9 protein-coding genes are annotated in these 12,993 nt (G+C 63.4%); 4 read left to right on the top strand and 5 right to left on the bottom strand.

What is annotated here, in order from left to right; translation table 11 throughout:
- Positions 1-134 precede the first annotated feature (134 nt).
- On the top strand, positions 135-1,874 hold the full coding sequence (locus AB0C34_RS23850; RefSeq protein WP_357077289.1) for a molybdopterin-dependent oxidoreductase: 1,740 nt from the start codon (positions 135-137) through the stop codon (positions 1,872-1,874).
- A 99-nt stretch (positions 1,875-1,973) separates the two neighbouring features.
- Here AB0C34_RS23850 and AB0C34_RS23845 read toward each other — a convergent pair whose 3' ends face one another.
- Positions 1,974-4,253, bottom strand: coding sequence for a molybdopterin-dependent oxidoreductase (locus AB0C34_RS23845; RefSeq protein ID WP_357076940.1), 2,280 nt, complete (start codon positions 4,251-4,253; stop codon positions 1,974-1,976).
- Positions 4,254-4,434: 181 nt separating this feature from the next.
- Here AB0C34_RS23845 and AB0C34_RS23840 point away from each other — a divergent pair, with 181 nt between their 5' ends.
- The 3 genes from AB0C34_RS23840 (at position 4,435) to AB0C34_RS23830 (ending at position 5,890) form a co-directional block, all read left to right on the top strand.
- Positions 4,435-4,914, top strand: a complete 480-nt coding sequence (locus tag AB0C34_RS23840) for a nitroreductase family deazaflavin-dependent oxidoreductase (RefSeq protein WP_357076937.1) — start codon at positions 4,435-4,437, stop codon at positions 4,912-4,914.
- A 201-nt stretch (positions 4,915-5,115) separates the two neighbouring features.
- On the top strand, positions 5,116-5,394 hold the full coding sequence (locus AB0C34_RS23835; RefSeq protein WP_357076934.1) for a hypothetical protein: 279 nt from the start codon (positions 5,116-5,118) through the stop codon (positions 5,392-5,394).
- A gap of 268 nt (positions 5,395-5,662) precedes the next feature.
- Positions 5,663-5,890, top strand: a complete 228-nt coding sequence (locus AB0C34_RS23830) for a hypothetical protein (RefSeq protein WP_357076931.1) — start codon at positions 5,663-5,665, stop codon at positions 5,888-5,890.
- 1,649 nt (positions 5,891-7,539) lie between these two features.
- On the opposite strand, the gene AB0C34_RS23825 is transcribed toward AB0C34_RS23830, so the two are convergent.
- The 4 genes from AB0C34_RS23825 to AB0C34_RS23810 are packed head-to-tail and all read right to left on the bottom strand — an operon-like array spanning position 7,540 to position 12,046.
- Positions 7,540-9,132 (bottom strand): NAD(P)/FAD-dependent oxidoreductase, encoded by a 1,593-nt coding sequence (locus AB0C34_RS23825; RefSeq protein WP_357076928.1) that lies wholly within the window; start codon positions 9,130-9,132, stop codon positions 7,540-7,542.
- Between the two features lie 36 nt (positions 9,133-9,168).
- Entirely contained in the window at positions 9,169-9,870 is a 702-nt protein-coding gene (locus AB0C34_RS23820; protein ID WP_357076925.1) for an SDR family NAD(P)-dependent oxidoreductase, read from the bottom strand.
- Positions 9,867-11,273, bottom strand: coding sequence for an aminotransferase class I/II-fold pyridoxal phosphate-dependent enzyme (locus AB0C34_RS23815; RefSeq protein ID WP_357076923.1), 1,407 nt, complete (start codon positions 11,271-11,273; stop codon positions 9,867-9,869). Before AB0C34_RS23815 ends, AB0C34_RS23820 begins: the two co-directional genes overlap by 4 nt.
- Positions 11,270-12,046: a DUF6875 domain-containing protein gene (locus AB0C34_RS23810; RefSeq protein ID WP_357076920.1), complete on the bottom strand. Its 777-nt coding sequence runs from the start codon at positions 12,044-12,046 to the stop codon at positions 11,270-11,272. The genes AB0C34_RS23815 and AB0C34_RS23810 overlap by 4 nt, the downstream gene beginning before the upstream one ends.
- Positions 12,047-12,993 lie beyond the last annotated feature (947 nt).

Genomic DNA, 12,993 nt, shown 5'->3' with positions numbered 1-12,993 from the left:
GTGCCGAGAGTCGATCACGGTCGTGACGAACCGGTGGCATAAGCGTGGTCGAAGAGTTCGCGGGCGGTTAGCCTCGGGGGATGGGGACTGTCGATCGACCCACCCCACCGGTTGACTCCACACCGGCTCAGGGGATGGACAACACCTCGATGTCGACCTACCGCGCCCAGCTCCGGCCGGGCGAGGACGTGGTCAATCCAGCCACATGGGCCGGTCGGATACCCCACACCGGAGGCATCGCACCACGACTGAGAGTCGGCCAAAACCGATGGTTCAACGTGCTCTGGCTGCTTCCGATCGGATTCGTCGCCTTGATTACCGCGGTCGCGGTCGCCAAGGGCGCGCACAATGTGCCAGCCATCCAGGATTTCATGGCGCGCTATCCCGGGACGCGAATTCCGGACGGCATCGACGCCAGTCCGGGCATTCCCGCTTGGGTCGACTGGCAACATTTCTTCAACCTTTTTCTAATGATCTTCATTCTCCGCTCAGGGATTCAAATCTTCGTCGATCACCCGCGGTTGTACTTCAGCAGAGACTGCACTCCGGGAGAAGAATGGCTACGCGTTCAGCATCGCGTCCCCTCCGACCCGCTATGGACCGCGAAGGAGGACTCCGTCGGGCTGCCGCGGCACGTTGGGCTGCCCGGAATCAGGCACTCGATCGGCCTGGCCAGGTGGTGGCATCTCGGAGCCGATGTCCTCTGGCTGATCAACGGCGCGATCTTCTACATCCTGCTTTTCACCACCGGCCAGTGGCGACACCTCGTCCCCACCAGCTGGGATGTCTTCCCGAATGCCGTGACGGTATTGATCCGCTACCTGTCGCTCGACTGGCCCGCCGGCAACGGCTGGGTCGCCTACAACAGCCTGCAGCTGCTGACCTACTTCCTGACCGTCTTCGTCGCCGCGCCCCTGGCGATCCTCACCGGCCTCGGTATGTCACCGGCCCTGTCGACCCGATTCACCTGGATCAGTAAACCGCTGAACATCCAGCTCGTGCGTTCGGTCCACTTTCTGGTGATGCTGTGGTTCCTGCTGTTCATCATCATCCACGTCACCTTCGTCGTGACCACCGGCGCGCTGCGCAATCTCAACCACATGTTCGCCGGCCGCGACGACGAAAGCTGGATCGGCTTCGGAGTTTTCATCGTGGCGATGGTTGTCGTCGTAGTCGGCTGGGTGGCTGCCACACCCTTCACCTTCCGCCATCCGCGGACCGTCCAACGCGTCGGGTACGCGCTGATCGGACCGCTACAACGCCTGTTCGAGTACGCCGACCCGAAACCGGGCGCATACACCGACAAGGACATCTCACCGTACCTGTGGCACAACGGCACCTACCCGGACAGCGACGAGTACAAGCGAATGTCCGAGACCAAGTTCATCGATTACCGATTGCGAATCTCCGGTCAGGTGGCGAATCCCGTAGAACTATCTCTCGAACAGTTGCGTGCGCTGCCATACCACCGACAAACCACCCAGCACTTCTGTATCCAGGGCTGGTCCGGAGTGGCCACCTGGGGCGGGATTTCTATGCAGACCATCCTCGACCTCGTCCAGCCACTCCCGAAGGCCGAATGGGTGATCTTCTACTCTCTCGCCGAGGGCTCCGATGGTGGTACGTACTACGACGCGCACGCGATCGAACAGATGACTCACCACCTGACGATGCTCGCCTACGACATGAACGATGCGCCGCTGACATACGGACACGGTGCGCCGTTGCGCCTGCGAAACGAACTGCAGCACGGCTTCAAGCACGTCAAATGGGTCGCGGCGATCGAATTCGTCACCCATTTCTCGGAAGTCGGCGGTGGGCACGGCGGCTACAACGAAGACCACGAGTACTACGGCTACCGGCAGTCACTTTAGGTCCGACACGTCACGTTTCATCAGTGACCTGGACCTGACACCTCCCACTGATCCACGGTCCGCACACAGCACCATGATTGCCGGAGTGGTCCTGCACCGCTAGCTCGTCGCAGGCGGGCAGCGCACCGTCACGTCCGCAATCACACCGGAATACCGTTCGATCTGAACCAAGGCGAGCTGGCCGGTGCAGCCCTGGCTCAGCGTGGATGCTGGCCGGTCCGCGGTCAACGCATTTGGATTGCCGTGACGGCAGAAGGTCGGATCTGCCGGGTCAGGGTCGTACCACGCGCCGGTGGACAGCTGGGCGACCCCCACCCGCACCGCGTCATCGATGATGAGCCCGGCCAGGCAGCTGCCGCGACCATTGAAGATCCGGACGATCTCACCGCCCCCCAGACCACGCGCCGCCGCGTCCGACGGATGCAACCGAACCGGTTCACGCCCACCGATTTTCGCCGACAGACTGTGTGCGCCGACATCGAGCTGGCTGTGCAACTTGGTGCGCGGCTGGTTCGCCACCAACTGCAGTGGGAATCGCGCCGCGGCGGGACCGCCCAGCCACTCTTCGGGCTCCAGCCACACCGGGTGCCCCGGGCAGTCCGGGTACCCGAAACCGTCGATGGTCTCGGAAAAGATCTCGATCTTCCCGCTCGGCGTCGTGAGCGGGCAGCGGTCCGGGTCGTCGCGGAACTGCGCGGCCAACACCTGATCGGCTTCAGGCACCGGAAGTTCGATGCTCTCACTCGCCCAGAACTGGTCGAAACCGGGCAGGTCGTGTCCCGCGGCGGACTGGATGAGCCGCCAATCCTCATACAGGTGACGCAACCACTCGTCCACGGTACGGCCTTCGGTGAATTCCTTGCCGACGCCGAGTCGCTCAGCCAACTCGGCAAACATCCAGTGGTCATCGCGCGCCGCACCATGCGGCCGGGTGAGTGCCGGCATCGGGAAGAACATCCGGTCTCCCTCCCCCACGCCGAAGTCGTCCCGCTCGATGGACATGGTCGACGGCAGCACGATGTCGGCGTGCCGTGCGGTGGCCGTCCAGAACGCATCATGCACCACCACCGTGTCCGGACACGCGAAAGCCGTACGCAACCGCGCCAGATCCTGATGGTGATGAAACGGGTTTCCGCCGCACCAGTACACGAGCCGGATATCGGGGTACACCAAATCGTGGCCGTTGTACCGATAGGGCACACCAGGATTCAGCAGCATGTCAGCGATCCGCGCGACCGGGATGAAGGTCTCGACACCGTTGCCTCCCTGCGGCAATCGCGGCACCGGAATGCGTGCCGGTTCACCGAGGCCCGCGGTCGACCCGTAACCGTGACCGAAACCGCCACCGGGCAGCCCGATCTCACCCAGCATCGCCGCGAGCACCACACCCAACCACAGTGGCTGCTCACCGTACTGTGCGCGCTGCAACGCCCAGCTCACCGTCACCAACGTCCGCGCGGCGGCCATCTCGCGCGCCAGCATCCGGATGCGGTCGGCGGGTACGCCCGTGATCGTGGCCGCCCATTCCGGATCCTTCGTGACGCCATCCCTCGCACCGCGCAGGTACTCGGCGAAGCGGTCGTAGCCGACGGTGTACTCGCGCAGAAAGTCCTTGTCCGCCAATCCTTCCGCGTCCAGCACCTGTGCCAGCGCCAGCATCATCGCCGCATCGCTGCCGGGCAGCGGGGCGATCCATTCGGCCGCACCCTCGGACGGGGTGTCGTCGCGCAGCGGACTGATCGACACGAACCGGCAGCCCCGCGCGCGGGCCTGGGCGATCCAGGTCCGCGCGTTGTGCCGGGACACCCCGCCCGGTGACACAGCCGCGTTCTTCGGCGACAAGCCGCCGAACGCGACGACCAGCTCGGAGCGAGCGGCCAACACCGTCTTCGCCGTCGCATGTCGCATCACCCAGTCGAGTTCGCCGATCACGTGCGGCAGCAGCACCGCCGATACACCGAGGCTGTAACTGTTGACATGACGAACATAGCCACCAAGGCAGTTGAGAAACCGATGCAACTGGCTCTGCGCGTGATGAAACCTCCCCGCGCTGGCCCACCCGTAGGAGCCGCCGTACACCGCTTCCGCACCGTACTGCTGATATACCCGCCCGAGCTCACCGGACAACAGCGCCAACGCCCGTTCCCACGACACCGGGACGAACGGTTCCGCTCCCCGAGGAGTCGCGCCTGGCCCGTTTTCCAACCATCCTCGACGAACATGCGGCTGATCGATTCTGGTCACATGATGCTGCGCGGAAGCGACGTTCTCGATCAGTGGCATCGGTTCCGGATCCCCGCTCCACGGCCGCACCGACGTCAGCCGTTCCCCGTCGCTACTGGCCTCGAATGCGCCCCAATGAGTCAGATGCGTGGTCACAATCCCACCGTAACCGCCGCCACCGTAACCGGGCCGCGGTATGAACGCACTGTTGATGGACAGTCGGTCCGCCCGAGCGCCGCCACCGCGGAACAGTTCGGGACGGCCGCTGGATGTGAGACGCCACTCGCTCCCCGCTCGCCGGTTCGGCCCATGACCAGCGACGTGCCAGTATTCGAGCATGGTGTCGAATCCGCTGCCTTCGCTCTCCCGTCGGCTGGCCCAGCAGCGCTGGGTGATGCGCGCGGGACCGGTGGTGTTGCCGCTCGAGCGGCTGATCCGGCGGGTCAGCGGCGGCCGAATGGGAGTTCTGGACCTGGCCGGGCTGCCGTCGGTGGAGGTCACGGTCCCGGGGCGGAAGACAGGCATTCCGCGCACGACGTCGTTGTTGTACGTCCCGCATGGCGACGACTTCCTGATCCTGGGGTCCAACTGGGGCCGCCAGAAGCACCCGGTGTGGTCGACGAACATGCGCGCTACCGGCGGTGCGACAGTGCGCCACCGCGGCGAACGCTTCCCCGTTTCGGTCACCGAGATCACCGGTGTCGACCGCAAACGCGCCTGGGATCTGGCGCTGGAGTTCTGGCCCGGGTACGCCATGGAGCACGAACTGTCGGGCAGACGTCGGTTCCGGATCTTCCAGTTGCGCCGCCTTCCCTAGTGACGTCGTCAACGAGTTCGACCACCGGACTGCCCTGCGGCTGCTGCGTGCGCATCGGGGCGCCCGCGGCGCACCCAGCCGCGGCGGTGGCGCTGACTATGCCGATAGTTCGGGATACCGCGATCGGGGTGACAGGGCCGGAACAGAATTTCCGCTGGGCCGACTCAGACGTTCACCGATACCACCGTGCGGTGGGGTGGGGTGGCGAACTCGACTTCCCCTGCCGACATCGGGCCGGGCATGTTCGGCGTCGCCTCGCCGAAGTTCCACCGATCCGAGCCGCCCGAAGTACGCTGTCGCGGTGTCCGGCTGAACCTCGCCACATTGTCGCGCCAGGAACACGACATCGTGGTGCGCCGACGGATCCCCGCTGCGGGAAGAGCGTTTTCTCGTAGCGAGATCGTCGAGGTCGAGGACCTCGGCACCGCGGCGGTGCTGGTCCAGCACACCACGCTCGCCGACACCGACGGCATCCATTGATCACCGGGGTGCCACGCATTCACGCCCGAGGCGAGGGTGGCCGCGGTCGACCACCCGGCGTCGGAATCGCGCCAGCGCCGGATCGTGAACCGGACGCCCGCTCGGACCTACCGACCACGCCACAGCAGGCACTTCGATACCAACGGTGTGATCGCGGAAACTCGATGCGCAACAACGTGCAGACCGATCCCGCTTTCGCCGGGGCTGCCGGATTTCCGATGCCCATCCTGCTAGGTGCGTGTGCCTACGGCCAACGCGAAGGTCGTCCTTGACCGCCTCCCACGCCGTGTGCAACGAGGTGCTGCGCAGTGAACGGATCGCCGCCGCATCAACTTTCGCGGTCCGGCTGAAACCGACGCCTCCGACCCGGCAGCGCGACGACGTGCTGGTGCACCCGCTCGACGACTCCTCCGCGAACCCGCCGGAGCACACCAGCCTGCGTCGAATCGTCGCGCCGCGGTTCAGCCCGCAGCACACGCGCCCCAATCCGCCATGAACGCTGGCAATGCAGACACTCGGACGAGCACTGCTGGGAACACCTCGGTGTCAGCTCCCCAGAACTGACACGTCGACCGAAAGTCCGATGTAGGCATTTCCCCCATGTGAGCACACGACCTCCCCGACGAGAATCGGAAGCGCGGGTGGACACATATGTCAACTCCGGAAGGGAGCGTTCAACCGCAAGACGATACCCGCCAAGGACGATCGCGACCCCTGCGGCGCACAGTGGAGTGAAGCCGAGGTCGAGCAACGATGCTCGGTGGGGTCGCAGTCCCGACCCGAAAGTTCTCCATACTCGACGGGTATCCGAGTACTGGCGGCGACGCGGACCATCGACATGCACATCTAATGACGCGGACCATCGACATGCACATCTAATTAGGAAACGGTACATCCGATGACCGAACTATTGCCTCTTGCGTACGGATACTTGCGAGATGACCTGCTCCGGGCACACGACCGAGAGTCGAGTGAAGACCTATTACGGACCGCTGCGGAGTCGCTCGGCTACGAGCTGGGCACCGTGTTCTACGAGCCGGCACCTCTGACTGGAACACTTCCTCCGGCGTTCGCCGACCTTGTTCAGGAATGTCGGCGAGCCGCAGCGAACGCTGTGATCACATTGCACGGACACCTGTCGAACATGCCCGTATGTCGGATGGTCCTGCCGGCGGCCCTCGGAGTACGAGCCGATGCCGCGGTGCATGAAGTCGCGCCCTGAATCCAATCCGGCAGGCCGTCTCTGCCGAACTCGCCGCGGCCGATCGTCGTGCGTACAGCGCAATGGCCACCGCTGATATAGACAAATGCTCGAAGCACACGGTCCCGATCTGGCAGGTCCGCGTGTGCCGCAGCTCGCTAGATGCACCCCTTCTCACCCCACCGGATCCAGTACGCGGGATCCCGCCGAACGACTTCGAGCTTGCCCGCTGCCGACGCGATCGCCATCCGCTCCGTCTGATCACCACCGACCTCATCGCCATGCCGACCGCACGCTCACACGACTCAGCCGGTGTGTCCACGATCGCGATACCCCACCACAGTAATTCGTGCGGCATATCGTAGGCATTTCCCCCATATCCGCCGTGTGAACAACTTGCGACGATCGCATCCCACAAACAGCACAACCCGGAGTCGCGAACAGATTCCTCTGTCACCAGAATTACCTCTGTACGCTCATCGGAGCGTCTCGCTCACCCGCTGGTAGACGGCTCAACAACATCTACGGAAATATCGATCCGCAAAGCCGCATCGCGGCGCGTATCTCGAAGCATTTCCGGTCCGCTGATTCGCGCATCATGCACAGCATTCGAATAAATGTGAAGTGACAATGTTTCCGATGGAAACCGTCCTCTCCGGAGATGAGACACCCCAACAAGGTATCGAACGACATGAGCTGTCGGTCGCCGCGGGCCGGGCGGTGCGTTCGCTCGCCAGAGCGATATCCGCCGCACTCGATGCCGCGATCGCCGATCCGGCCGTCGCCGCACGCACCCTCACGGATCCGGCGCTCATCGACCAGATCGACACCCGCGCCGCGGAACTGCCCGCCGCGGCACCGTGCGACGCGCCGGCCCCACCACCGCGGCAGGCGCCACCATCGTCAGGCGTTTCCGCTGGTAGACAACGAAATCGGGCCCACGCCTACTCCGCGTCGCGTCCCCACCAACGTTGGATGCCGAGATCATCTGCGATGGCGCCTGCGGCGTTGTAGCCGCTTGCGCCGCCGATAGAGCCGCCAGGATGGGTCGAGGCACCGCACAGGTAGAGATTCTCGAAAGCGGTCCGGTAAGGCGGGTATTCGTGGAAAGGCCGGAAGACGCCCAGCTGGTCCTGGGTCATCTCGCCGTGGTTCCAGTCGCCGTGACGCATGCTCGGCATCACTCGCTCGATGTCGATCGGACTCGATATGTACCGGCCGACAATGGCCTCGGGCTCGAGCCCGCTTTCCAGGTACGGTCGCCAACGTTCCAGGACGAACTCCGTGTAATCGGCTTTGAGGTCATCCCATGCGGCCGATCCGCCGTCGCGCAGTTCGTACGGCGCGATTTGTTCGCAGAAGGCGGCTTCCCCACCTCCAGCGGCGAGACTGGAATCGAAGAGCGAGGGGTGCACGGTGAACAGCCCCGGAGTTCGCGGCGCGACACCCAACCGACAGTCCGATGCGTTGTCGTCGAGGATGTCCAATGATTCGCAGAGCGAGACTGCGAAGCTGGCCTGCACCTCGGGTACCTTCGCCGCGGCCTTCCACCGAACCGGCTCTCGAAGCGCGAGGTAGAGGCAGAACATCGACATCCGATCGTAGCGCCAGCGCTCGACCGCGGGGCGGAATTCGGTGGGCAGGTCGCCTTCACCGACAAGATCGAGGAAGGTGTGCTTCGGATCGAGGTTGGACACCGCGATACCGTCGACAGGAATTCGCGTCGTGTCGTCCAGCACAATCCCGGTGATCCGATGGTCACACACCTCGATCTGCCGAACAGGAGAATCGAGTCTGATTTCTCCGCCGTGCTCCAGGACGAAACGCGCCATGGCTTGCGCCAGGTTGTTGGAGCCGCCCTCGCAGATTGCCCATCCGTACGGTTCGAGCGAGCCGGCGAGCATGAGCGGATAGTTGGCGCCGAGACCGAAGACGTCACCGGTGCCTGCCAGTTGCGCGACCCAGAAACCCAGGAAGGTCTGCACCTCGGGCGACTCGAACAAGTCCCGAGCGAGGTGGTTGGGGGTCGTGAGGAATTGGCGGACCAGATCGAAACCGCCCGCGGCTTCGATGTCGGCCAGTTCCGTCGCGGGCGAGCCAGGCATGGAGAACATTCCGGGAATCAGCCGGGTTTCCAGCACGTGACGGTATACCTGCATCAGGTCGTGGAAGGTCTCAGCGTCCCGCTTGGAGTACCGGGCGATATTTCGCACCGTCGTGTCGAGATCCCGTGACAGTACCAGTCCGTTCCCGTCCGGAAAGACATGCGCGAACTGATTGTCCGGCCAGATGTATCGGGCGCCACGGCGGCGCAGTTCCAAATCCTGATACACCGGGCCCATATGGATGATGCCGTGAAAGTTCGAGTGGAAATTGTGCCGAAATCCTGGTGCTGCCACTTCTTCAGTGGCACAACCTCCGCCGACGACCCCACGAGCCTCCAGTACCAGCACTTTCTTACCAGCCTTGGCGAGGTACGCCGCACAGGTCAGGCCGTTGTGTCCCGCCCCGATGATGATGACATCATAAGACTCCATTGCAGATCTCCGTTTTCACTTGCAGACAGCTAGGTGCTACACGAATCGGTGCCCGCCGTCGATATTTATGAGTTGACCGGTGATGAAAGATGCCTCCGGACTTGCCAGATAGCTCACGCACGCGGCGATGTCTTCCGGCCTGCCACGACGCGGAATGGATTGCTCGGAAACAATTTCGTCGAATAGCGCCAGTTCTTCGGGTGACGCCAGAACTCCCGGCGTCTCGATGAACCCGGGAGCCACCGAGTTGACGGTAATCCCATGTCTACCCGCACCTTTCGCGAGCGACCGAGTGAACCCGATTATGCCGCCTTTCGACGCAGTATAGTGCGTCATGTCGAAATCGCCGACGAAGAAGGCCGATGACGACACATTGATGATCCGCCCGTACCGCCGCTGCTTCATCAACGGGTAGACAGCTTTGCTGCAGAGAAAGACCGAGTCGAGATTCGTCGTCAGTACCCGCCGCCACGCTGCGAAGTCGAGTTCATCGAAAGCGACGTGCGGGAAGATCCCTGCGTTGTTCACCAAGATATCGATGCGTCCGTAACGCCGGACAACACCCGACACCGCGGCAGCGACATCTTCCGGATCGGTGACGTCGACGCTGGCTTCACACCCGATGTCGAATACTTCCACGGTAACTCCGTCGCGGGTGAGGCGATCGGTCACCGCCTGCCCGATGCCTTGCCTGCCTCCGGTGACGATGGCGACCGGACCCTTGTGCGTGGCGGTCATCGCGGCATTCGTCCGTCTACACGGGCGACGGATGGCGCCAGCGCCGCGATGCGCGCGACCAAGTCGTCCGCGCACAGTTCTTGTTCCGGCTTCATCAGCGCACTACGCAGAATGCGTCCGCTTGGAGCATCGATGTCGAGATGGTGACCGCGGCCGCCGAATCCAGCCGCGTCCACCCGAAGTGTACTGAGAAACATGGCGTCCGTCGGACCGGCAGCCATACCATCGGTGAGCATCCGGCCCGAAACCGCATCCACTTCCGACACAGTGCGCCCAGCACTGGGAAGGTAAGTGACCACGTCCAGAGCGGGTTGCTGGTAGAGCGTCAGCGCCGACGATTCCTCAACTCGGCGCGCGAAGCGCAGAGCGGCGCGGCGAGTTGACGCCAGGAGCGTTCCGAGGCCGTCGCGGCGCAGGGGAAGCAGCTGCAGGGTAGTCCAGAGAGCCGCGGCAGAAGCGCCGGCTCTGGAGCATTCCAGAGTAATCTCGCCGAGATGCGCGGGCGCACCTGAGAACATTCGCGTGTAGGGCGAGTCATGCCGATAGTGCCGTGCCACCGCTGGATCGGCGAACAGCACCGCTCCGCAGCCGTATGGCTGCAACCCATGCTTGTGTGGATCGACAACGATCGAATCGCAACCACGGATAGCCCGCCATGGCGCGGGATCCCACTCGAGCGCATTGTCGTCGTCATCGGTCAGCAGCGCGAAGAATCCGCCGTACGCCGCGTCCACATGGAGTCGAACACCGTAACGCTCCTTGAGACACAGCGCATCGGCGATCGGATCGATCGCACCCACCCCGGTCGTTCCGGCTGTGAGGACCACCGTCCCCACCGAACCGGTCCGCACAAGCTTCTCCACCGCCGTCAAATCAATCGCGCCACGTGTGTCTGTCGGCACCGAGTACGCGGTCAAACCGAGAAGAGCACACATTCGCTCATGAGTAAAATGGGCGTCGGCGCTGAATGCCACTCCTCGGCCGGGGTGCGTCTGGCGGGCGATGAACAGTGCTTCCAAATTCGCGATCGTCCCGCTGCTGGTGAGATGCCCGATGTGCGCAGGCAACGAGAACATCGCCGCCAGATCCCGCACGACCTCGTGTTCCATCTCCGTCGTCGCCGGCCCGCCCGCGAGATCGTGGTTGTTCTGGTTGAGCAGCATCGCCGCGACATACCCAACGACTGCCGCCGGATGCGGCGCCCGCGTCATCTGACCTACGTACCGCGGATGGAAGAACGGAGTGCTGTCACGCAGCCGCTCGGACAGTTCGTCGAAGACCCTGCCGAACTCCTTGTCGCTGATGATGGCAGCCGGATGCGGCAGGTAATCGCCGAACGACGCCTCCCACTCGGTCGCCGAAATAGCCGCACGCGCGAGCCATTTCACGATATCCACAGTCACTTGCCCCCTTCTCGTAGCCCAGCGAATCTTTCGATTCCGCTGGTCTGTCCGAAAGGACCCGAACCGGTCACGTCCTCGACGCCGTGCACGCGGTGATCGGTGATCGCATCGGCGGTATCGCCCGCCGCGCGAAACAGGTAGTCGGCCATGGACCTGCGCAATCTGATGGGAAGCGCATGACCGAACCGCGTCAAGTAGGCGAACAACCACTCGCTTCTACCCAGCAGAAAAGGGTAGTCCGACGGCATCATGTTGCGTACTACCAACATGGGGAGCGGCGCGTCCAGTGGACGAAAATCTCTGTTCCACAATCCCGGTTGCGAGCACCCTGGATAGAACTGGCCGAGCATCATGCCCTCCGCCACGAATCGGTCTTTGCTCAGCGAATGCATAGTGTCGACCCGGTGGTTGTCCGTCAAATCCTGAAACACTATGAGGAGAGCGGCCTGGGGCGCTCCGGAGACAGTTGACCGCGCGTGTGCGACAAACAGGTCGAAAGCGTCGTCGATCACCGATTGCATCCGTTCGACGGTCAGTTCGGCGTCCCCCGGCACTATGGCAGACCACAAGGCGTGGCGTCCGGCAGCCGGCTTGACGAATGGACATACCGGCCCGTCACGACCCAGATCATCATTCGGCCGCTCGAGATAATTTCGAATCCACTTCCGCAATATCGCCGTCGATGACACCGCAGTGCCAGGTTCATCGATGTCGCCGAACAGATCGAACCACTCGACGCGTGAGCGCGCGCCTACGAGTATTCGCACAGACATGACTTGCTCCTGCTCGACAGCTCGAACGTGTTTGCCGAGGATCCGGAGTCGAATGGCTCGAACTGCTGCGCACAGATTACTCAGCGGGCCAAATCGCACCTTCCCACCTCTGGGCAGGTGAGTAATTCGTCAGCGAACAGGCCGATGGCATCCCTCTCCGCCAGAGCGGACACCCGCTCGGCGCTGTATTCCCACACCGCCGTGGAAGGTCGAGGATCGCTGCACGCCGTGATCAACTCCTACGGTGGGCACCGGAAGGGTCCGTCGTGTGCGAATCGAAACAGGAGCCTGGACTGCCACTGTGCAATACTGCGCCTGAGCGAGAAATTGGTTGCGCCTCAAGGAAGTTCACGTGTTCAGTGCGCGGCACCAAGCCGCTGACATCAGACGAGTTGCGCACCCCGGCCGCGCGATTTCGCCGCGGTCGACGGATGCCATGTGGGAGGTGAAGCGGCGGCCCTTCACGACGGCGCGCGTTCGAGTATCGAGCGATCCGCGCCACGCATTCGGAAGTGTGATGTGCGACGCCGCCGCCGCCTCAGCTATCCGACACTGCCTCCGCCGTTCCGGCGCCAGGCAAGGTCATGCACTCCGCAACCCTCCGGCAGCGTCTGCCCGACTGCCGAGGCGTCAAGCGATGTATGACTGCGCGTCGAGATTGCCTGTCGCCTGCGGATGCGAAGGCCTGATTTCCGATGGGGCATCAAACCGTAGGCATTTCCCCCATGAGCGTCTGCCCCGGTGACGCACGACGATCGCATCCATGGCAGCAGTTGTTGTTGTCGATGCGAGAGGCGTTCTGAAGGAGCCAACCATCGAATATTCCTTCCTATTGCTCGCAGTCGCTGCTGCAAGCGCATTCGCTCTGCTGGTACCGCAGACGGCTCGCGCGGTAGCCCACTCTGCGAAGTGCGACGAAGCCATCGAGGCACGAAAAGAAATCTCGG

Origin of the sequence: Nocardia sp. NPDC049220 (genome assembly GCF_040647855.1) — a bacterium.
Taxonomy (GTDB): domain Bacteria; phylum Actinomycetota; class Actinomycetes; order Mycobacteriales; family Mycobacteriaceae; genus Nocardia.
The sequence above is the reverse complement of the archived record's forward strand: the minus strand, read 5'-3'. Positions and strand labels throughout refer to the sequence as shown.

Excerpts from the sequence above, each read along its gene's own strand:
- AB0C34_RS23850 (WP_357077289.1), top strand. The coding sequence starts at position 135 with ATGGACAACACCTCGATGTCGACCTACCGCGCCCAGCTCCGGCCGGGC.
- AB0C34_RS23840 (WP_357076937.1), top strand. The coding sequence starts at position 4,435 with ATGGTGTCGAATCCGCTGCCTTCGCTCTCCCGTCGGCTGGCCCAGCAG.
- AB0C34_RS23825 (WP_357076928.1), bottom strand. The coding sequence starts at position 9,132 with ATGGAGTCTTATGATGTCATCATCATCGGGGCGGGACACAACGGCCTG.
- AB0C34_RS23820 (WP_357076925.1), bottom strand. The coding sequence starts at position 9,870 with ATGACCGCCACGCACAAGGGTCCGGTCGCCATCGTCACCGGAGGCAGG.
- AB0C34_RS23810 (WP_357076920.1), bottom strand. The coding sequence starts at position 12,046 with ATGTCTGTGCGAATACTCGTAGGCGCGCGCTCACGCGTCGAGTGGTTC.